Origin of the sequence: Pimelobacter simplex (assembly GCF_900114845.1) — a bacterium.
GTDB classification, from domain to species: domain Bacteria; phylum Actinomycetota; class Actinomycetes; order Propionibacteriales; family Nocardioidaceae; genus Nocardioides; species Nocardioides simplex.
Window position 1 is genome coordinate 142698 of the sequence record NZ_FOUK01000001.1, and the last position, 20823, is coordinate 163520.

The 20823-nt window shown below is 72.8% G+C and carries 19 protein-coding genes; 16 read left to right on the forward strand and 3 right to left on the reverse strand.

All coding sequences use genetic code 11. The annotated features are described in order from the left end of the window. Positions 1–13: 13 nt before the first annotated feature. From BM223_RS00725 to BM223_RS00800, 16 genes are all read left to right on the forward strand, one after another. On the forward strand, positions 14–739 hold the full coding sequence (locus BM223_RS00725; RefSeq protein ID WP_038682381.1) for an alpha/beta hydrolase: 726 nt from the start codon (positions 14–16) through the stop codon (positions 737–739). Further along, positions 736–1233 carry an NAD(P)H-dependent oxidoreductase gene (locus BM223_RS00730; protein WP_038682379.1) on the forward strand — a complete coding sequence of 166 codons (498 nt, stop codon included), beginning with the start codon at positions 736–738 and terminating at the stop codon, positions 1231–1233. The genes BM223_RS00725 and BM223_RS00730 overlap by 4 nt, the downstream gene beginning before the upstream one ends. Next, a complete protein-coding gene (locus tag BM223_RS00735) occupies positions 1230–1754 on the forward strand; it encodes a flavin reductase family protein (protein WP_038682377.1) in 525 nt (174 codons plus the stop codon). The genes BM223_RS00730 and BM223_RS00735 overlap by 4 nt, the downstream gene beginning before the upstream one ends. Positions 1755–1810: 56 nt before the next feature. Then, a complete protein-coding gene (locus BM223_RS00740) occupies positions 1811–3043 on the forward strand; it encodes a PucR family transcriptional regulator (RefSeq protein ID WP_038682375.1) in 1233 nt (410 codons plus the stop codon). Positions 3044–3245: 202 nt separating this feature from the next. Then, positions 3246–4826 (forward strand): ABC transporter substrate-binding protein, encoded by a 1581-nt coding sequence (locus tag BM223_RS00745; protein WP_038682373.1) that lies wholly within the window; start codon positions 3246–3248, stop codon positions 4824–4826. A gap of 10 nt (positions 4827–4836) precedes the next feature. Then, positions 4837–5811 carry an ABC transporter permease gene (locus tag BM223_RS00750; RefSeq protein WP_038685496.1) on the forward strand — a complete coding sequence of 325 codons (975 nt, stop codon included), beginning with the start codon at positions 4837–4839 and terminating at the stop codon, positions 5809–5811. After that, on the forward strand, positions 5811–7712 hold the full coding sequence (locus BM223_RS00755) for a dipeptide/oligopeptide/nickel ABC transporter permease/ATP-binding protein (protein ID WP_038682371.1): 1902 nt from the start codon (positions 5811–5813) through the stop codon (positions 7710–7712). Before BM223_RS00750 ends, BM223_RS00755 begins: the two co-directional genes overlap by 1 nt. Then, a complete protein-coding gene (locus BM223_RS00760) occupies positions 7709–8488 on the forward strand; it encodes an ABC transporter ATP-binding protein (protein WP_052139117.1) in 780 nt (259 codons plus the stop codon). The genes BM223_RS00755 and BM223_RS00760 overlap by 4 nt, the downstream gene beginning before the upstream one ends. Before the next feature lie 148 nt (positions 8489–8636). After that, positions 8637–9947, forward strand: a complete 1311-nt coding sequence (locus BM223_RS00765; RefSeq protein WP_158510239.1) for an MFS transporter — start codon at positions 8637–8639, stop codon at positions 9945–9947. Next, a complete protein-coding gene (locus tag BM223_RS00770; protein ID WP_038682368.1) occupies positions 9944–11185 on the forward strand; it encodes a metal-dependent hydrolase family protein in 1242 nt (413 codons plus the stop codon). Before BM223_RS00765 ends, BM223_RS00770 begins: the two co-directional genes overlap by 4 nt. Before the next feature lie 86 nt (positions 11186–11271). Continuing rightward, on the forward strand, positions 11272–12186 hold the full coding sequence (locus tag BM223_RS00775; protein ID WP_218030683.1) for an alpha/beta hydrolase: 915 nt from the start codon (positions 11272–11274) through the stop codon (positions 12184–12186). Beyond that, on the forward strand, positions 12186–13595 hold the full coding sequence (locus BM223_RS00780) for an FAD-binding oxidoreductase (RefSeq protein WP_038685488.1): 1410 nt from the start codon (positions 12186–12188) through the stop codon (positions 13593–13595). The genes BM223_RS00775 and BM223_RS00780 overlap by 1 nt, the downstream gene beginning before the upstream one ends. 130 nt (positions 13596–13725) lie before the next feature. Continuing rightward, positions 13726–15021, forward strand: coding sequence for an NAD(P)/FAD-dependent oxidoreductase (locus BM223_RS00785; protein ID WP_038682366.1), 1296 nt, complete (start codon positions 13726–13728; stop codon positions 15019–15021). Between the two features lie 17 nt (positions 15022–15038). Next, on the forward strand, positions 15039–16148 hold the full coding sequence (locus BM223_RS00790) for an S-(hydroxymethyl)mycothiol dehydrogenase (RefSeq protein ID WP_038682364.1): 1110 nt from the start codon (positions 15039–15041) through the stop codon (positions 16146–16148). Beyond that, positions 16145–16408, forward strand: a complete 264-nt coding sequence (locus BM223_RS00795; RefSeq protein WP_038682362.1) for a hypothetical protein — start codon at positions 16145–16147, stop codon at positions 16406–16408. Before BM223_RS00790 ends, BM223_RS00795 begins: the two co-directional genes overlap by 4 nt. Positions 16409–16486: 78 nt before the next feature. Then, entirely contained in the window at positions 16487–16849 is a 363-nt protein-coding gene (locus tag BM223_RS00800) for a cupin domain-containing protein (protein ID WP_038682360.1), read from the forward strand. A gap of 3 nt (positions 16850–16852) precedes the next feature. On the opposite strand, the gene eda is transcribed toward BM223_RS00800, so the two are convergent. From eda to zwf, 3 genes are read right to left on the reverse strand one after another with little or no spacing between them, the layout of a single operon-like run. After that, on the reverse strand, positions 16853–17491 hold the full coding sequence (gene eda, locus BM223_RS00805; RefSeq protein ID WP_038682358.1) for a bifunctional 4-hydroxy-2-oxoglutarate aldolase/2-dehydro-3-deoxy-phosphogluconate aldolase: 639 nt from the start codon (positions 17489–17491) through the stop codon (positions 16853–16855). Next, positions 17478–19331 carry a phosphogluconate dehydratase gene (gene edd, locus BM223_RS00810; RefSeq protein WP_038682356.1) on the reverse strand — a complete coding sequence of 618 codons (1854 nt, stop codon included), beginning with the start codon at positions 19329–19331 and terminating at the stop codon, positions 17478–17480. Before edd ends, eda begins: the two co-directional genes overlap by 14 nt. Next, on the reverse strand, positions 19328–20794 hold the full coding sequence (gene zwf / locus BM223_RS00815; protein ID WP_235319071.1) for a glucose-6-phosphate dehydrogenase: 1467 nt from the start codon (positions 20792–20794) through the stop codon (positions 19328–19330). The genes edd and zwf overlap by 4 nt, the downstream gene beginning before the upstream one ends. Between the last annotated feature and the right edge of the window lie 29 nt (positions 20795–20823).

Here is a 20823-nt window from a genome sequence, read left to right on the forward strand (position 1 = left end):
GAGGAGAGAGCCGATGACCGTGACTTCCTGGGACGAGCCCGCCGGAGGGACGCCGCGCGGCACGCTGGTCGTGCTGCCGGGCCGCGGAGAGACGCCGGTCTCGTACGAGCGGTTCGGACGCCGGCTGTCCGGCGACGCCTGGCGGGTCCGGCTCGTTCCCGTCGACCTCGACGACCTCGACGCGACCCGTGAGCACGTCGAGAAGGTGCTCGCCGACGAGGCGCTGCCGGCCCCGAAGGTGCTCGTCGGCACCGACACCGGCGCGACCCTGGCGGCGCTGCTCGCGCCCACCCTGCCGGTCGACGGCGTCGTCCTCGCCGGCCTCGCGCTGCCGCGCGCCGGTGGCGCGCCGACGTGGGAGACCTGGGAGGAGGAGGTCGAGGCCCGCACCGCGTGCCCCGTGCACCGCCGGGTGATCGCCGAGGACGAGGGGTTCGCCCGCGGCGCGCTCGACCAGCCGCTGCCGTGGCGCTCGGTCCGCCTGGTCGCGCCCGGTAAGCCGGTCCTCGTGCTGCACGGGACCGCCGACACGGTCACCCCGGTCGGCGCCGCCCTCACGGCGTACGACGCCCTGCCCGACGCCGTGGTCCGGCTGGTCGAGGGCGGTCGCCACGACGTGCTCAACGACGCGTCGCACCGCTCGGTCGCCGCCACCACCGTGCTGTTCCTCGAGTCCTTGCGCCTCGGCGCGGACCTGCCCGCGGTGGTCCGCGAGCCCGAGGGGGCCGGGCACCGATGAGCGTCGCCGTCGTCGTCGGCAACCCGAAGCCGGCCAGCCGCACCCTCGCGGCCGCCCGGCACGTCGCCCGCGAGCTCGCCGGCGAGCCCGACCTCGTCGTCGACCTCGCCACCGTCGGGCCGGCCCTCCTGGACTGGTCGGACCCCGGCGTCGGCGACCTGGTGGCCCAGGTGGGTGCCGCCGACCTGGTGGTCGTCGCGAGCCCGACGTACAAGACGTCGTACACGGGGCTGCTCAAGCTGTTCCTCGACCGCTTCGCGGCCGGCACCGGGCTCTCCGGCCTCGCCGTCCCGCTGATGCTCGGTGGCGGCCCGGCCCATGCGCTCGCGCCCGAGCACAGCCTGCGGCCGATCCTCACCGAGCTCGGCGGAACCGTGCCGGGCCGGGCGCTCTACGTCCTCGACAGCGCGCACGACGACGCCGCGTCGTACCAGGACTGGCTCGACGCCGTGCGCCCGTTCGTCTCCTCCTACCTGAAAGGCAGGGCCGCATGACCGTGCTCGCGGGCCGCTTCGCCACCAACCAGGACCTCGACCCGGCACTGCTCCGGAAGGCGTTCGGGTTCTTCCCGAGCGGCGTGGTGGCCGTCGCCGCCGAGATCGACGGCCGCCCGGTCGGGCTGGCCGCGAGCTCGTTCACCTCCGTGAGCCTCGACCCGCCCTTGGTCTCGATCAACCTGGCCACCAGCTCGAAGACCTGGCCGGACCTCCAGCGCGCGCCGCGCCTCGGCGTCACCATCCTCGCCGACCACCACGCCGACGTCTGCCGCCAGCTCGCGGGCGCCGTCGAGCACCGCTTCGACGACGTCGCCTACAGCGTCACCGACGAGGGGGCGGTGCTGCTGGACGACGGCCTCGCCCGCTTCGACTGCACCGTCTACCGCGAGGTCGAGGCCGGCGACCACGTTCTCGTCCTGCTCGAGCTCCACGCCGTCGACCACATCGAGCAGACGGAGGTGCTGGCGCCTCTGGTGTTCCACCGCAGCGGGTTCGGCCGGCTGGACGCACGCGCCTGACCCGGCTCCCGGGACGCCTACGATGTGCACGTCGCCACACCGGAGGGGAGCGTGCCATGGCCGAGGACGAGCTGCAGGTCATCGTGGACGACCTCGCGGAGCGGCTCGAGCGCTCGGTGGCGATCGACGATCCCGGCATCCGGCTCCTGGCGGCGAGCCGGCACTTCGGCGACGAGGACCCGGTGCGGATCGGTTCGGTGCTCAACCGGACGGTCCCGGCCGAGGTCGTCGAGCTGATCCTCACCCACGGGGTGGCGCAGTGGACCGAGCCCGGGCGGCTCGAGCTCGGGATGCTCGACGCCACGCCGCGGCTGTGCGCCCCCGTGCGCTGCCAGGGCCAGCTGCTCGGCTACCTGTGGCTGCTCGACCACGGCGGCACGCTCAGCGATGCCGAGGTGGCCGCGGCCGGTGAGGCCGCGGACCGGGCCGGCACGGTGCTCTACCGGCGCCTGCTGGTGCGGCAGCGCTCCCAGGCCCGGCACGAGGCCATCCTGCGCGACCTGGTCTCGCCCGACACGATGATCCGCTCGCAGGCGATCGACGACCTGCGCGCGGAGGAGCTGTTCCCCGAGAGCCCGCTCCACCTCACCGTGCTGGCCGTGCAGTGCCTGGCCGACGACGAGACGCACGCCGAGCGGGGGGTCGAGCTCGAGGCGGCGGTCGAGGAGGGCAGCCGCGCGGTCACCGACGACGTCGCGCTGCTCGCCACGAACCGGTCCCGGGCCTGGCTCCTGCTCGCCCTGCGACGGCCGCCGAGCCGCGACCTCGTCGACACGATCACCGACCGGATCACGATCCGGTTCAAGCACCTCACCCGGGGCAGGTCCACCCTCGTCTTCGGCCTGGGCCCCACGGTCGAGCGTCTCGACGAGGTGGCCGACGCGTACCGCAAGGCGGTGCGCGCCGCGCGGACGGCGGTCCTCGTGCCCGGTGTCGGCAGCACTGCGCGCTGGGGTGAGCTCGGACCCTACGAGCTGCTGGTCACCCTCGCTCCCGACGACCTGGCCGAGGCCGCCCGGACGCCGGACCTCGTCGCCCTCGAGGACGCCGACGTGCACGGCGTCCTGATCGCCAGTCTCACCGCCTTCTTCGACCACGGCGGCAGCGCCCAGGAGGCGGCCGAGGCGCTGTGCATCCATCGCGCGACGCTCTACCAGCGCCTGCGGCGGATCGAGCAGGTCACCGGTCGTAGCCTGCAGAGCGGCGACGACCGCCTGGCCCTCCACCTCGGCCTCAAGCTGCGCGCCCTCGCGATCGCCTTCCGCCTCAACGCGGACACCGCCGGCTGACCGCCCGCTCGGGGCGGCCGACCCGGCCCGGGCGCTAGCGACGATTGTCGCCGAAGAGCCCTCGGAACAGCGACAGGCGACGCTATGAGGGGTCGCTCGCGGGCCCCAATACTGGTTCGATCGCAGCCGGTCCGGATCATCGCGTCGGCTCTCGCGTGTCCCGTCGCCCGCCCCACCATCGCCGAATCGAGGGCCGCTGATCATGTCCATCCGTGACCAGGCTGTTCGCGTACTGCCCCTACTCCTCGCCGCCACCGGCCTCGCCGCGTGCGGTGGCTCCCCCGACTCCACCGGCTCCGGCGACTACGTCGACGGAAAGACGTTCACCCTGGCCACGCTGGCCGATCCGGGAAACCTCGACCCGCAGGCCTCGTTCGTCGCGACCGAGATCGGCAGCTTCGCGTACGACACCCTCGTGGGCGTCGACCCGCGCGGGACCATCCAGCCGCAGCTCGCCTCGTCGTGGAAGGTCACTGCCGAGGCGGTCAGCTTCGAGCTCCGCGACGACGTCACCTGCTCGGACGGCTCGGCGTTCGACGCGCAGACGGTGGTCGACAACATCGACTACGTCGCAGACGTCGCCAACGCGAGCCCCTTCCACGGCGTCTACGTGCCGGCCGACGCCCGGGCCACCGCGTCCGGCTCGACGGTCACCGTCGCGCTCACCTCGCCCGCCCCGTTCGTCCTCGAGGGCTTCGCCCACCTGCCGATGGTGTGCCAGTCGGGGATGAAGGACCGGGACAGCCTCAAGGCCGGCACCGCGGGCACCGGACCCTTCACGGTGACCGAGTCCGTGCCGGGCGACCACTACACGCTCGCCGTCCGGAAGGACTACGCATGGGGTCCGGACGGCGCGACGACCTCCGCGGCCGGCACCCCCTCGTCCGTCGTCTTCAAGGTGGTGGCCAGCGAGGCCACGGCCACCAACCTGATCCTCAGCGGGCAGGCCAATGCGGCGTCCTTCCTGGGGCGCGACGGCGACCGGCTCGAGAAGCAGGGCATCGACGCCGTGAAGACCCAGAGCGCGTACGCCCACCAGTGGTACAACCAGGCGCCCGACCGGGTCGGCAGCGACCCGGTGGTCCGCAAGGCGCTCACCCAGGCGCTCGACCTGGCCGAGCTGCAGCGCGTGATCACGTCCGGCCGGGGCTCGACCCCCACCGCGCTGGCCGTCTACGACACCGGCGTCTGCAGCGGCAACACGGTCGACGGCAACCTGCCGGGCACCGATCCGGCCGCGGCCGCCGAGGCGCTGGCCGCGGACGGCTGGACCAAGGACGACGACGGCGTGCTCACCAAGGACGGCAGGAAGCTGTCGCTCACGTTCGTCTACAGCAGCCAGGGCCCCGGCCAGACCGCGGCCGCCGAGCTCGTGGTCGCGGCCTGGGAGAAGCTGGGCGTCGAGGTCGACGCGCGGGCGCTGGACATCACCGAGCACACCGCGGCGCTCTTCCAGACCGGCGACTGGGACGTCACCTGGTCGTCGCCGAAGGCCCCGAACCCCCTGGTGCTCATGCCCTTCGTCTCCGGCCCCTCGCCGGCCCGGGGCGGCAACAACTTCGGGTCCGTCGCCAATCCCGCCTACGACTCCCACGCGCAGGCGGCGCTGACCAAGGTCGGCAACGACAGCTGCTCGGAGTGGGAGGCCGCCGAGGCTGCGCTCTTCCAGAGCGCCGACGTCGTGCCGTTCGCCAACGTCACCGTGCTGACCTTCCACAAGGGCGCCGACCTCGAGCGCGCCGGCAACCTCCTGGTGCCGACGAGCATCAGGATGCTGGGCTGATCCGGTGGCGGTGGCTCACGCATCGGCGCACCGCACGCGCGGGCGCTGGGGGAGGTTCGCTCTCCGGCGGGTGCGGCGGCTGCTGGTCTCGCTGTGGATCCTGGTGACGGCGTCGTTCCTGATGATCCAGCTCGTGCCCGGCGATCCGGTCCGGGCGGCGCTGGGCACCAGTGCGCCGGCCGAGCTCGTCGCGACGAGGAGAGCGCAGCTCGGGCTCGACGACTCCCTGCTCGACCAGTACCTGACCTATGTCCGGAACCTGTTCACCGGCGATCTGGGGGAGTCCATCCTCACCCAGCTCTCGGTGGCCGAGACGATCGGGCAGCGGCTGCTGGCCACGCTCTCGCTGGCGCTGCCGGCCTTCGTGCTCACCTTCGCGATCGCCGTCCCGGTCGGCGTCGCGATGGCGGTCGTGACCCGGCGGGGACGGCGGCGCCGCGCCGAGCTCACGTTCGTCGGGACCAGCATCGTGCTGGCCTCGATCCCCGAGTTCGTCGTCTGCGTCGCACTGGTCGCGGTGTTCGCGGTGAACCTGGGACTGGTCCCGGCCGCCGGCCGGAGCGGCATCGACTCCTACGTGCTGCCGGTGCTGGCGCTCGCGATCGGACCGGCCGCGGTGCTGGCCCGGATCGTCCGGGTCGAGATGCTGGCGGTGCTGGACGCCGACTACATCCGGACCGCTCGTGCCCAGCGGCTGAGCGCGCTGCGGATCCACCTGCGCCACGCGCTGCCCAACGCCGTGACCGCCACGCTCACCCTGAGCGGCCTGATGCTCGCGACCATGGTCGCCGGCACGGTGCTGGTCGAGAACGTCTTCGCCTGGCCCGGGCTGGGCGGCACCATCGTCTCGTCGATCCAGAGCCGGGACTACCCGCTGGTGCAGGGCGCCGTCCTCGTCTACGGCGCCATCGCGCTCACGGTCAACACCCTCGTCGACGTGGGCATCGCCGCGATCGACCCGCGCTCCATGATCGGAGACTCCTGATGCGCCGTCACCGGCCCGAGGTGCTGCGCACCCCCGTCGGCATCGTGGGGGTGACCCTGCTGACCGTCCTGGTGCTGCTCGCCGTCCTCGCGCCCCTGCTCTGGGGCGACCGCGCGACCGCGACCAACACCGGCAACATGCTCGCGGGGCCGTCGCCGGAGCACTGGGCGGGCACCGACAACCTCGGTCGCGACATCCTCTTCCGCACGCTCGTGGCGACCCGGCTGTCCCTCGTCCTCACCCTGGTCGCCACGACCCTCGGGGTCGGCCTCGGTCTCCTGCTCGGCCTGGCCCCGCTGCTCCTCCCGCAGCGACTGGGCCGGCTCGTCGTCGCGTTCGTCAACGTGCTCCTCGGCTTCCCGAGCCTGCTGATGGTGCTCTTCCTCGCGGTCATCCTCGGGGTCAGCACGACGAGCGCCCTCCTCGCCATCGGGATCGCGATCGCGCCGCCCTTCGCCCGGCTCGTCCACGCGCTCGGTGCCGGGGTGACCGAGCGGGACTTCGTCGCGGCGGCACGCATCGCCGGCGTCCCCCCGGCGCGCATCATGGTGCGGCACGTGCTGCCCAATGTCGCCGAGCCGCTGGTGGTCAACGCGACCGTGACGGCGAGCAGCGTGCTCCTCGCCTTCGGCGGGCTGTCGTTCCTCGGCATCGGCGTGCAGGCGCCCCAGTACGACTGGGGCCGCCTCATGCAGGACGGGCTCGCGATCATCTACGACAACCCGCTCGCCGCGCTCGCCCCCGGGATCGCCTTCGTGCTGACGGGGCTGGCGTTCAACCTGACCGGCGAGGCCGCGGCCGGCACCTTCGGCGCGAAGTCGCGCAGCAGGATGCGGTGGCCGGCGCCGGCGTCGCCGCGACCCGGCACCCGGGACGACGCCGACCTCGCCGCCGACCGCGACGGCCTCGTGCTCGACGTCCGCGACCTCGCGGTCACCTTCCCGGGGCCGGACGGCCCGATCCCGCCGGTGCGCGGGGTCTCGATCGCCCTGCGGGCTGGCGAGGCGGTCGGCGTGGTGGGGGAGTCCGGCTCCGGGAAGTCGATGACGGCACTGGCCGTCGCGCAGCTCGTCGAGGAGCCCGGCCGGGTCACCGCCGAGCGCCTGGCCTTCTGCGCGACCGATCTCCGCTCCGGTCGGCGCGCCGCCCACGACGCGCTGCTCGGGACCTCCCTCGCGGTCGTCTTCCAGGACCCGATGACCTCCCTCAACCCCGTGCTGCGGGTCGGGACCCAGCTCGGCGAGGCCGCGCGCCGGCACCAGGGACTCACCCGGCGGCAGGCGTCCGCGCGTGCCGCCGACCGGCTCCGCGCCGTCCACCTGGCCGAGCCCGAGCGTCGTCTTCGCCAGTACCCGCACGAGTTCTCGGGCGGCATGCGCCAGCGCGCCATGATCGCGATGGGGCTGATGGGCACGCCACGGCTGATCGTCGCCGACGAGCCGACGACAGCGCTCGACATGACCGTGCAGCGGCAGGTGCTCGACGTGCTCCAGGAGGTCCGCCGCGAGCACGGCACCGCACTGCTGCTGATCAGCCACGACGTCTCGGTCGTCTCGAGCGTCTGCGACCGCGTGCTCGTCATGTACGCCGGCCGGATCGTCGAGGACCTGCCCTCCGCGGACCTGCACACCCAGGCCCGGCACCCCTACACCCGCGCCCTGATCGGAGCGGTCCCCGACATGACGACCGACCTGGACGCCCCGCTGGCCACCATCGCCGGGCAACCGGTGGACCCTCGGCACGTGCCCGACGGGTGTGCGTTCGCCGCCCGCTGCCCCCTGGTGACCGACCGGTGCCGGCAGGAGGAGCCCACGCTGCAGGCCGGCCCGGTCGGCGCGGTGGCGTGCTGGCACGTCGACGATCCCATCCCTGCCGAGACCGAGGAGGTGGCGGTCGGATGAGCCGGCTCGACTTCGAGGACGTCACGGTCCGCTACGGGCACCACACCGTCCTCGACGGCGTGAGCCTGAGCGTGCCCGCGCACCAGATCATGGGACTGGTCGGCGAGTCCGGCTCCGGGAAGTCCACGCTCGCCCGGGCGGCGGTGGGGCTGGCGCCCCTGGCGAGCGGGCGGGTCCTGCTCGACGGGCAGCCGGTCCGGCACCAGGGACGTCGCCGGCCCATCCAGATGGTCTTCCAGGACCCGTTCTCGTCGCTCGACCCGCGGATGAGCATCGGCCGGAGCATCGCCGAGGCGCTGCCCGAGCGCCTCCGCCGAGCGCCGCAACGGGCCGAGATCGCACGCCTCCTCGAGCTCGTCCACCTGGATCCCGGCCGGGCTGCCGACTCGCCGGGGCGCCTCTCCGGCGGACAGCGCCAGCGGGTGGCCATCGCCCGCGCGCTGGCCGGGCGACCGGACGTCGTCCTCGCCGACGAGATCACGTCGGCGCTGGACGTGTCCGTGCAGGGCGCCATCCTGAACCTGGTCCGGGAGATGCAGCGGGAGACCGGCCTCACCGTTCTCTTCATCTCCCACAACCTCGCCGTGGTGCGCTACGTCGCGACCCATGTCGCGGTGATGGCCGGCGGGCGCATCGTCGAGCAGGGACCGACCGCCGAGGTCTTCTCCGGCCCTGCCTCCGACTACACGCGGGAGCTGCTCGCGTCCATCCCCGGCCCGGCCGGTGGCGACGTGCGACAGAGGTCGCCCGAGTCCGGTGCGAATCACGACAACTGACTACTGCTCTCCAGGGCCGAGGCGGGCAAGGTTGCGACGACCAGGCACCGAGCAACGGCGAGATCAGACGGGCCATGGCCGACAGGGTGAGCGAAGGGAAAGCCCCGTGAGTGTTCAGAAGGTAGACCGGCCTCCGACGGCGGTGGCGGTGGCGGACGAGCCCAGCCTGCGCCGCACGGTGGTCGCGGCCTCGGTCGGCAACTTCGTGGAGTGGTACGAGTTCGCCGTGTACGGCGTGGTCGCCGCCTACATCTCGAAGGCGATGTTCCCCACCGACGACCCCACCGCCGCCATGCTCAACACCTGGGCGGCGTACGGCGTCTCGTTCCTGGTGCGCCCGGTCGGCGGGGTGATCCTGGCGCGTCTCGGCGACCGCTACGGCCGGCGCCACATCCTCTACGTCACGATCACGCTGATGTCGGTCGCGACCTTCTGCGTCGCCCTGATCCCGTCGTACGCGACGATCGGGATCGCCGCGCCGCTGCTGCTGATCAGTGCCCGCATCGCGCAGGGCATCGCCGCGGGAGGCGAGCTGGCCGGCGCCGCCGCCTTCCTCTACGAGCACGCACCGGCGGATCGCCGGGCCCGGATGGTCAGCTTCCTCGGGGTGAGCACGTTCTGCTCCATCGTCCTGGGGTCGCTGCTGGGCACCCTGCTGACCGTCGTCCTGCCGGCCGCGGAGATGCAGTCGTGGGGATGGCGCGTGGTCTTCGCGACGGCCCTGCCGCTCGGCTTCATCGGTCTCTACATCAGGCGCTCCCTCCAGGAGACGCCCGAGTTCCAGCAGCTGCACGAGCAGCGGGACACGACCCCGGTCGCGCCGGTCCCGGAGAGCTTCTGGCGGGCCATGCGGGAGAACGGCCGCGCGATCCTGCTGTACCTGGGGTTCGGGACGTTCTACTCGATCGCGGTCTACGTCAGCGTCGCCGCGTACCTGGCGTTCATGCTCGCCAACGGCTTCTCGGAGAAGGAGGCGCTGACGATCAACACCGTCGCCGGGCTCGCGATCATCGCCGGCATCCTGCTCACGGGCGGTCTGGCCGATCGCGTGGGGAGGAAGCCGATCCTGGTCGCCGGGGCCGGCGCCATGGCGGTCGGCGTCGTCCCGACCTTCCTGCTGGGCTCGACCGGCACGTTCGCGCTGGGCCTGCTGGGGGCACTGATCTTCGCGCTCCCGCTGTCGGTGTTCATCACGCCGGCGGTCATCAACGTGGTGGAGCTCTTCCCCGCGAAGGTCCGGGTCACCGCCGGTGCCGCGGCCTACAACCTGACGGTCATCATCGGTGGCTTCATGCCCTTCGTCGCCGTCTGGCTCACGGACGCGACGGGCTCCCACCTGGCCTTCCCCGCCTTCGTCGCGACGACAGCGGTCGTGGCGCTCGCCGTGGTGCTGGTTTGGTACCGTGAGCCGGCGGCTGATCAGGCATCGACCCAGCTGGGAAATGAGTCGCGACGATGACGCAGATCATTCTCGAGAACGCCCGCATCTTCGACGGAGTCTCCGACGAGTGCCCCGAGGGCATGACGGTCCTCGTCGAGGACGGGACGATCCGCGAGGTCTCCGACCGGCCGATCCGCTCGGACGACGCGCGGCGGGTCGACGTCGCCGGCAAGACGCTCATGCCGGGCCTGATCGACCTGCACGTGCACTCCTACTTCTCCGACCTCGACCCGCGCGTCCTCAACGACCGCGACGCGCCCTACCGGACCGCCTACGCGATCCGGAAGCTCGGCCACGCGCTCGACAGCGGGTTCACGACCGTGCGCGACATCGGCGGCGGCGACTATCCCCTGGCCGCGGCCATCGCGGACGGACTGATCAGGGCACCGCGCTTCTTCTACGCCGGCAAGGTCCTGTCGATGACCGGCGGCCACGTCGACTACCGCACGCCCAACGAGAAGCACCACACCCACGGCTACTGCTCGTGCGCCTCGATGAACTGGGCAGGCGTGATCGCCGACGGCGTCGACGAGTGCATCAAGGCGACGCGCGAGGAGCTGCGCCGCGGCGCCCACTGCATCAAGATCGTGGCGTCCGGTGGCGTGATGTCGCCGAGCGACCCGATCTGGATGAACCAGTTCCGCGAGGACGAGATCCGCGCCATCGTCCAGGAGTGCGCCGAGCGGCGCACCTATGTCGCGGCGCACTGCCTGACGAGCGAGTCGGCACGCCGGTCGGTCGAGTTCGGGGTGCGCTGCATCGAGCACGCGGCGATCATCGACGCCGAGACGGCCGCCTTCGTCGCGGAGCGCGGCGCCTACGTCGTCCCCACGATGGTCTGCCTCTTCTCGCTCGTCGAGCAGGGCCTGGAGATGGGGCTGCCGAGCGACCGGATGGGCGATCTCCGCACCATCTACGAGCAGTCGATGTCCGGCCTGGACGTGATGCGGAGCGCCGGGGTCAAGCTCGGCTTCGGCACCGACCTGCTGGCCGGCTTCTACCCCCAGCAGAGCCGGGAGTTCGAGCTCCGTCGCGAGGTCTTCACACCGCTCGAGCTGCTGCGCCAGGCGACCTCGGTCGGCGCCGAGGTCCTCATGCAGACCGACCGGCTGGGCTGCGTGAAGCCGGGCGCGCACGCCGACCTGCTCGTCGTCGACGGCGACCCGCTGGCGGACATCGGCCTCCTCTCCGCGGGGGCCCGGAACCTCGACCTCGTCATGCGCGGCGGGGAGATCGTCACCAACCGGCTGAGCTGACCCGGCGCTGACCTGACCTGAGCCGGTCCGGCCGGCCGATCGACGCCGGCCCGCGGTTCGGCGTACCCAACGACTGAGGAGGAAGCATGACCGAGAACATCGAGAACGGCCAGCGGGGGAGCGGGACCGCTCCCGCGATGACCCCCGAGCAGGTGTTCGGCGCGACGGAGTACTTCGAGCTGGAGTCGGCGTCCGTGGGCGCCCGGTTCGCGATCTGGGTGACCACCTCGCCGACGTACGCCCAGGACGAGCAGGTGACCTACCCGGCCCTCTACGTGACCGACGGCAACTACAGCGTCGGCCAGACCGCGCCGCTGGCCGTGATGCAGGGTGACCCGGCGCTCCCGATCGCTCCCTACCTGCAGGTGACCGTGGGCTACGCCGGTGCGGACGCCCAGGACTGGTCCCGGGTGCGCAACCGCGACCTCGTGCCGCCGGGCGAGCCCGTCCCGCCGGCGATGCGGGGCTCGCTGGACCTCGCGGTCGAGAAGGGGCTGATGACCCAGGAGGACGCCGACGCCTACCTCGCCGACCTGGCGAACACCCGGGCCGACGCCTTCCTCGCCTTCATCACCGACGAGCTGCACCCGGAGATCAGCCGTCGCTACCGGGTCTCGGCCGAGGGTCACGGGCTGTTCGGCTACTCCTACGGCGGGCTGTTCTCCCTGTACACCCTGCTCACCGGGTGCTCCCTGTTCACTGCCTACGGCGCCGGGAGCCCCGGCGTCGCCTCGCTCGAGAGCACGGCGCTCGCGCTCGCCGAGAAGCCCCTCGACCTGTCGGGCAAGCGCCTCCACCTGACGATCAACGGGCCCGAGATGACGGGGGAGCTGGCCATCTACCGCACGATCGGGCGCGGCTTCACCGCGCTCGTCGACTCCCTGCGCTCGGCCGACTCGGGGCTCGCGCTGACCACGCAGGTGCTCGGCGAGACCCACCTGACCGGCCTCCAGCCCGCATTCCTCAGCTTCATGCGCACCTGCTGGTCGAGTCCTGCGTGATGCTCCTCGAACGCCTGCAGGAGCGGATCCCGGCCGACCGCCTGCAGCTCGATCCCGCGGTGACGGCGAGCTATGCCCACGACGAGGCGGAGTGGGCGCCGCACGGGACGCCGCTCGTCCTCGTCCGGCCGCGCACTGCCGAGGAGGTCCAGGAGGTCGTGCGCGCGTGCATCGAGCACGGCGTGCCCGTCGTCCCCCGGGGTGCGGGGACCGGGCTGTCCGGTGGTGCGAACGCGATCGACGGGTGCGTCGTCCTGTCGACCGAGGCGATGACGTCGATCGCGGAGATCGACCCCGTCGAGCGGCTGGCCGTGGTGCAGCCCGGTGTCGTCAACGACCACCTGCGGAGCGCGTGCGCCGAGCACGGCCTCTGGTACCCGCCCGACCCCGCGTCGTCCCCCTGGTCGACGATCGGCGGCAACGTCGCGACCAATGCGGGCGGGCTGTGCTGCGTGAAGTACGGCGTCACCGCCGACTACGTGCTCGGGCTGCAGGTCGTCACCGGCACCGGTGAGCTGGTCCGGCTCGGCCGTCGTACGGCGAAGGGCGTCGCGGGGTACGACCTCGCCCGGCTGCTGGTCGGTTCCGAGGGGACGCTCGGCGTCATCACCGAGGTCACCCTCCGGCTGCGTCCCCAGCGTCCGCCGGAGCGCACCGTCGCCGGGTACTTCTCGTCGGTCGTGGACGCCGGGCGCGCCGTCACGGCCGTGGGTGCGGCGGGCATCGTTCCGTCGGCGTTGGAGCTCGTCGACCGGCACTGCCTCGAGGCCGTCGACCAGTGGAAGAAGATGGACCTGGCGGTCGAGGCCGAGGTCATCCTGCTGGCGCGGTGCGACGTCCCCGGCGCGGCCGGCGACGACGAGGCCGACGCGATCCGCGACTGCTTCGAGCAGGCGGGGGCCACCTGGGCCGCCCGCTCGACCGACCAGGACGAGGCCGACGCGCTGTTCGCGGCCCGGCGCCTGGCGTACCCGGCCCTCGAGCGCCTGGGACCCGTGCTGACCGAGGACGTCTGCGTCCCCAAGGCGGCGGTGCCGGAGATGCTCGCCCGGATCGAGGCGATCGGGAAGCGGCACGCGACCCTGATCGCCAACATCGCCCACGCCGGCGACGGCAACCTGCACCCCCTCCTGATCACCCCGCGCGGCGACGACGCGGCCCGGGTGCGTGCGCAGCGCGCCTTCGAGGAGATCATCGACGAGGCCATCGCGCTGGGCGGCACGGTCACGGGGGAGCACGGCATCGGCCTGCTCAAGAGGGACGGACTCGTCCAGGAGCTGCCGGCGGCGGTGCTCGACCTGCACCGCGCGGTGAAGGCGGCGCTCGATCCGCACGGCATCCTCAACCCCGGCAAGGTGATCGCCGCCCCGGCCGACGGAGGCGCGCCGGGCCCGGCCGACCGAGGCTGACGTCCCGGACACCAGGACCCACGACCTCGACACACACCCTCGGCATGCCCCTACGGCGGGCATGCCTCTCCTCGGCATGCCCCTCGGCAGCCGCGACCGAGCAGCACACCACCGACTCCGGAGGTAACACATGAGCAGGACCGCCGACGCCATCATCGTCGGGGCGGGCGTGGTGGGCGCCTCCACCGCGCTGGAGCTGACCCGAGCCGGCTACTCCGTGCTCGTCGTCGACAAGGCGGGAGGGCCCGGCTTCGGCTCCACGAGCGCGTCGAGCGCCGTTGTCCGCTTCAACTACTCGACCTGGGACGGCATGGCCGCCGCGTGGGAGTCGAAGTTCCGCTGGGAGGCCTGGGCCGACCACCTGGGCCACGTCGACCCGACCGGGCTGGCGTCGTTCAAGCGGTGCGGCCTGGCCTTCCTCGACGTCGACATCATGCCGCGCGACCGGATGGCGAAGATGTTCGTCGAGGCCGGCATCCCGTTCGAGGAGTGGGGACCGGCCGAGCTCGCTGCGGCCTTCCCCCATGTCGACGCCGGCCGCTACTTCCCCCCGAAGCCGGTCACCTCCGACGAGTTCTTCGACGCCCCGACGGGCGTCCTCGGCGCCATCTACACGCCGGACGCCGGCTACGTCGACGATCCCCAGCTCGCGGCGGCCAACCTCGCGGCCGCGGCCGCCCACCTCGGCGCGACGTTCCGCTACCGGAGGACCGTCACGGCCGTCGAGCAGCGGGCGCGGTCGTGGGCGGTGACGCTCGACGACGGCGACGTCCTCGAAGGTGCTGTCGTCGTCAACGCGGCCGGGCCCTGGTCGACCGGGCTCAACCGGCTCGCGGGGATCGGCGCGGACTTCACGGTCAAGGTGGCTCCCGTGCGCCAGGAGGTGCACCACGTCCCCGCACCGTCGTCGCTGCCGGCCGGCTTCCCCGTCGTCGCGGACGCCGACCTCGGCATCTACATCCGTGGCGAGTCCGGCGGCAACCTGCTGATCGGCGGCACCGAGCCCGCGTGCGACCCGTTGGAGTGGATCGACGACCCCGATGCCGCCAACCCGCACCCCACGACCGAGCGCTTCGAGGCGCAGGTGTTCCGCGGTGCCCGCCGGCTCCCCGACCTCGCCGTCCCCAACCGGCCCCGGGGGATCGCCGGCGTGTACGACGCCAGCGACGACTGGACGCCGGTCTACGACCGGACCGAGGCCGACGGCTACTACGTCGCGATGGGCACCAGCGGCAACCAGTTCAAGAACGCCCCGCTGATCGGCTCCCTGATGACGACCCTCATCGACGGCATCGCCAACGGCGCCGACCACGACGCGCAGCCCCTGACCTACACGGCCCCCCACACCGGCCACGTCATCGACCTCGGCGCCTTCTCGCGACGACGCCCGCCCAATGCGGCGTCGTCCGGGACCGTGCTCGGCTGAACCACCAGGAGACCACCATGCAGCAGGTCAAGGGCGTCATCGCCCGTGTGAAGGGCGCCCCGGTCGAGGTCGTGACGATCAACGTGCCGGACGCCGGTCCGGGCGAGGCGGTGGTGAAGGTCTTGTCGTGCGGGGTGTGCCACACCGATCTGCACTACCGCGAGGGTGGGATCAACGACGACTTCCCGTTCCTGCTGGGCCATGAGGCCTCGGGGGTCGTGGAGGCCGTCGGTCCCGACGTGACGTCGGTGGCCGTGGGTGACTTCGTGGTGCTGAACTGGCGGGCGGTGTGCGGGGAGTGTCGTGCGTGCAAGCGGGGTGAGGCGCAGTACTGCTTCGCCACTCACAACGCCAAGCAGAAGATGACGCTGGCTGATGGGCCGGACGCCGGGACCGAGCTGTCGCCGGCGCTGGGCATCGGCGCGTTCGCGGAGAAGACCCTGGTCGCGGCGGGTCAGTGCACGAAGGTCGACGCGTCGGCTCGTCCGGCCGCCGTGGGGCTGCTGGGCTGTGGTGTGATGGCGGGTATCGGTGCGGCGATCAACACGGGTGCGATCACGCGCGGGAAGTCGATCGCGGTGATCGGCTGCGGCGGTGTGGGTGTGGCTGCGATCGCGGGTGCGGCGCTGGCGGGTGCGTCGCCGATCATCGCGGTCGACATCGACGCGAAGAAGCTCGGGGCCGCCTCGGCGCTCGGTGCCACGCACACGGTGGATGCGAGCAGCGCCGATCCGGTGACCGGCATCCGCGACCTGACCGGTGGGTTCGGTGCCGACGTGGTCATCGACGCAGTCGGCCGTCCGGAGACGTGGAAGCAGGCGTTCTACGCCCGTGACCTGGCCGGCACGGTGGTCCTGGTCGGCGTCCCGACGCCGGACATGAAGGTCCCCGACCTGCCGTTGATCGACGTGTTCGGTCGTGGGGGTGCGCTGAAGTCGTCGTGGTACGGCGACTGCCTGCCGAGCCGCGACTTCCCGATGCTGGTCGACCTGTACCAGCAGGGCCGGCTGGACCTGGATGCGTTCGTGACCGAGGAGATCGGGATCGACGACATCGAGGCCGCGTTCGAGCGGATGCACCACGGCGACGTCCTGCGCTCGGTCGTCGTCCTGGAGGGGGCGCCGTGAGCAGGAAGCCCCCTGCGCCGCCCTCCGAGCGGTCGGCGTGGCACGTCGTCGCCCCGTTCGCCCGCTACGACCGCTCGACCGAGTACACGATGCTCGTGCCCACGTCGACCATCCATGCCAAGGAGATGGGCACCTTGACCACGGCCTGCGGGCAGCGGTCGGACAGCTGGTTCAAGTTCTGGGCGGAGGACTTCCCCATGCCCGGGGCCGAGCCCTGCCGGGACTGCTGGCACGTCGTCCGGTCGACCCCGCGGCGCTGAGCACGACCCGAGTCCCCGGACTCCCTCCGACCCGACCCGATCCGACCCGATCCGATCCCCCTACCGAAGGACCATTCCATGGCGATCACGTTCCCTCCCGCCGACCTCTTCCACGGAGTCCTGGACGAGGCCCTTCTCGGCCCGCCGAGTGCCGTCGTCCTCGCGGGCGAGATCCCGGTCCGCTCGGCCGTGCCCTTCACGTCCGACGACGGGCGCGTGCTGTCCGGTGTCTGGGAGGCCGACCCCGGTGTCTCGCGCTGGGAGTTCCTCGACCGGGGCGAGGTCATCCTCGTGCTCGCGGGCCGGATGGTCGTGACCCCGGACGACGGCGAGCCCCTCGTGCTGACCGCCGGCACCGCGGCCGTGTTCCCGGTCGGCTGGGTCGGCACCTGGGAGATCACCGAGCAGATCCGCAAGTTCTTCGTGGTCTACCGCGGCTGACCGTCAGCCGCCGAGGGACACCGCCGCCGCGGCCCGGCGCGCCACCTCGTCCCAGTCGCCCGCGGCGATGACGTCGGCGGGGGCGAGCCAGGTGCCGCCGACGCAGCCGACGTTGGGCAGGCCGAGGTACGACGGCGCGGACTCCTGGGTGATCCCGCCCGTGGGGCAGAACCGGGCCTGGGGGAGCGGCCCCGCCAGCGCACGGAGGTACGGCGCCCCGCCCGATGCCGCAGCCGGGAAGAACTTCATCTCGGTGAGCCCGGCCTCGAGCACCGTGAGCACCTCCGAGACGGTGGAGGTCCCGGGCAGGGCGGGCACCCCGGTCGCCAGAATCCCGTCGAGCAGCGCCGGCGTGCAGCCGGGCGACACGAGGAACGCGGCGCCGGCGCCGACCGCGGCTGCCGCCTGCGCCGGCGTGACGACGGTGCCCGCTCCGACGGTGATCTCGGGGACTTCCGTGGTGATGGCGCGGATCGCGTCGAGTGCCACCGGTGTGCGCAGGGTGAGCTCGATGGCGGACAGGCCGCCCGCGACCAGGGCGCGGGCGAGGGGCACCGCTGCCGCGAGCTCGTCGATGACAACCACCGGCAGCACCGGGACCAGGGACAGGACGGAGCCGGCCGCCGGCTCAGGAGCGGACAAGGGAGACCTCCGGGGTGCGGGCAGGAGCGGGGAAGACGGACGCGCCCTCGTCGGCAGGGCCGACGCTCGCGCGGAAGGCCGCGAACAGCTCGCGACCCGTGCCCGCCCAGGTGCCGTCGGCCGGCGGCGCGCCGGACGGGGGACGGTGGGCGAGGTCGGCGGCAACGGTCAGCACGCCGGCGTCGGCGTCGAGGGTCACCAGGTCGCCGTCGCGCACCCGGGAGAGCGGGCCGCCGAGGGCGGCCTCGGGGGTGAGGTGGATGGCGGCGGGGACCTTGCCGGAGGCGCCCGACATGCGGCCGTCGGTGACGATCGCGACCCGCTGCCCGCGGTCCTGGAGGACGCCGAGTGCCGGCGTGAGCTTGTGCAGCTCGGGCATGCCGTTGGCGGCCGGCCCCTGGTACCGGATCACCGCGACCAGGTCGTGGCCGTCGAGCTCGCCGGCGGCGAACGCCTCCAGGAAGTCGTGCTGGTCGTCGAAGACGCGGGCCGGCGCGGACACCCGGCGGTGCTCGGGCGCCACGGCGGACGTCTTGACGACGCCGGTGCCGAGCGGCCCCCGCACCACCTTCACGCCGCCGTCCGGGGAGAACGGGGCGGTCACGGGACGGAGCACGTCGAGGTCGAGGCTCGTGGCCGGCCCGGGCCGCCAGGTCAGCGTGCCGTCGGCCAGCACCGGCTCGTCGAGGTAGCGCCGCAGCCCGGGGCCGACGATCGTCTCGACGTCCTCGTGCAGCAGCCCCGCGTCGAGCAGCGTCCGGACCAGGAAGCCGATGCCACCGGCGGCGTGGAAGTGGTTCACGTCGGCGGCGCCGTTGGGGTAGACCCGGGCCAGCAGGGGGACGACGGCCGAGAGGTCGGCGAGGTCGTCCCAGGTGAGCAGGATGCCGGCGGCGCGGGCGATGGCGACCAGGTGCAGCGTGTGGTTGGTCGAGCCACCGCTGGCCAGGAGCGCCACGCAGGCGTTGAGCACGACCTTCTCGTCGACCATCTCGCCGATCCCCGGGGCGCCGTCGGCGGCGCGGCGCACGGCCACCGCCGCGGCCTCGCGGGTGAGCGCCTCCCGCAGCGACTGGTCCGGGTTGACGAAGGACGAGCCCGGCAGGTGCAGGCCCATCACCTCCATCAGCAGCTGGTTGGAGTTGGCGGTGCCGTAGAACGTGCACGTCCCCCGCGAGTGGTACGACGCCGCCTCGGCCTCGAGGAGCTCGTCGCGCCCGGCCTTCCCCTCGGCGTACGCCTGGCGCACCCGGGCCTTCTCGCCGTTCGGCAGCCCGGAGGCCATCGGCCCGGCGGGGACGAAGACGGTGGGCAGGTGGCCGAACGAGAGTGCGCCGATCAGCAGGCCCGGCACGATCTTGTCGCAGACGCCGAGCAGCAGCGTGGCGTCGAACATGTCGTGCGACAGCGCGATCGCCGTCGACATGGCGATCACGTCGCGGCTGTAGAGCGAGAGCTGCATGCCGTCGCGCCCCTGGGTGATGCCGTCGCACATGGCAGGGACGCCGCCCGCGACCTGGGCCAGCCCGCCCGCGCGGATCACCGCGTCCTTGAGCACCGGCGGGTAGGCACCGTACGGCTGGTGCGCGGAGAGCATGTCGTTGTAGCTGGTGACGACGGCGAGGTTGGGCTTCTGCCCGCGGGCGAGCTCGGTCTTCGCGCCGCCCTCGGCGGCCGCGAAGGCGTGCGCGAGGTTGGCGCAGGCGAGCCGGCCGCGGGCGGGCCCGCGCACGGCGGCGCCGCGCACCCGGTCGAGGTACGCCGACCGGGTGGCCCGGCTGCGCTCGACGAGCCGCGCGGTGACCTCGGCCAGCACGGGGTGCCGGACGGCGGCGCTCATCGCTCGCTCCCGTGCCACGCGCGGCCCTCGCGGGCGAGCAGCCGGTCGGCGGCGGCGGGACCCGCGGTGCCCGGGTGGTAGCGGACGGGCTCGACCGCGGTGTCCTGCCACCGCTCGAGCACCGGCTCGATCCAGCCCCACGCGGCCTCGACCTCGTCGCGCCGCATGAACAAGGTGGGGATGCCGCGCATGACGTCCATCAGCAGCCGCTCGTAGGGCTCGGGGCTGCGCTCGTCGAAGGTGTCCGCGTAGGTCAGGCCGAGCGAGGCGGGGTGCAGCCGGATCCCCCCGGGGCCGGGGTGCTTGGCGGTCAGGTGCAGCTGCATGCCCTCGTCGGGCTGCATCCGGATCGTCAGCCGGTTGGGGGTGCTCACGCCCTCGCTGTCGGGGAACATGGCGTGCGGCGGCTCCTTGAACGCCACGTCGATCGTCGACTCCTTGCGCCCGAGCCGCTTGCCCGTGCGCAGGTAGAAGGGGACGCCGGCCCAGCGCCAGTTCTGCACCTCGGCACGCAGCGCCACGAACGTCTCGGTGGTGCTGGGGTGCCCGAGCTCCTCGCCGTATGACGAGTACTGGCCGCGCACGGTGGCGCGGTCGACGTCCGGCCCGGTGAGCGGCACGAGCGCCCGCAGCACCTTGAGCTTCTCGTCGCGCACGGCGTCCTCGGCGGTGCCCACCGCCCCGCCGACATGGGTGGGCGGCTCCATCGCGACCAGGCAGAGCAGCTGCAGCAGGTGGTTCTGCACCATGTCGCGCAAGGCGCCGGCCTTGTCGTAGTACTCGCCCCGCCCACCGACCCCGACCGTCTCGGACACGGTGATCTGCACGTGGTCGACCCAGCGGGAGTTCCAGATCGGCTCGAGGAAGACGTTGGCGAACCGGGTGACGAGGAGGTTCTGGACGCTCTCCTTGCCGAGGTAGTGATCGATCCGGAAGACCTGTCGCTCCTCGAAGACGTGGCCGACGGCGTCGTTGACCCGGCGCGACGACGCGAGGTCGGAGCCGATCGGCTTCTCCAGCACGACCCGGCACTGCGGCGTCACGAGCCCGAGGTCGTCGAGCCGGTCGCAGATCGGCCCGAACAGGTCGGAGGCCACGGCGAGGTAGTACACCCGGACCACCTCCTCGCCGTCCCGCTTGAGCAGCCCGTGCAGGGCGTCCCAGCCCTCGGCGGACCCGGCGTCGAGCGTGAGGTGGTGCACCCGGGTCATCAGCCGGTGCAGGGCGCCGGCCTCGAGGTGGTCCTCGGCCACGTGGTCGAAGAGGGCCTGGGAGACCAGGTCGCGGTAGCGGGCGTCGTCGAGCGGGCTGCGCGAGACGCCGATGATCCGGGTGCCGGCGGGGAGCTGGCCCCGGCGCTCCTGCTCGTAGAGGCCGGGCAGCAGCTTGCGCAGGGCGAGGTCGCCGGTGCCGCCGAAGACGGTGAAGTCGCACGGCGGGAGGGTGAGGTCAGGAGCGATCACCCTGCCACGGTAGTGGGTAACCCCTGTTC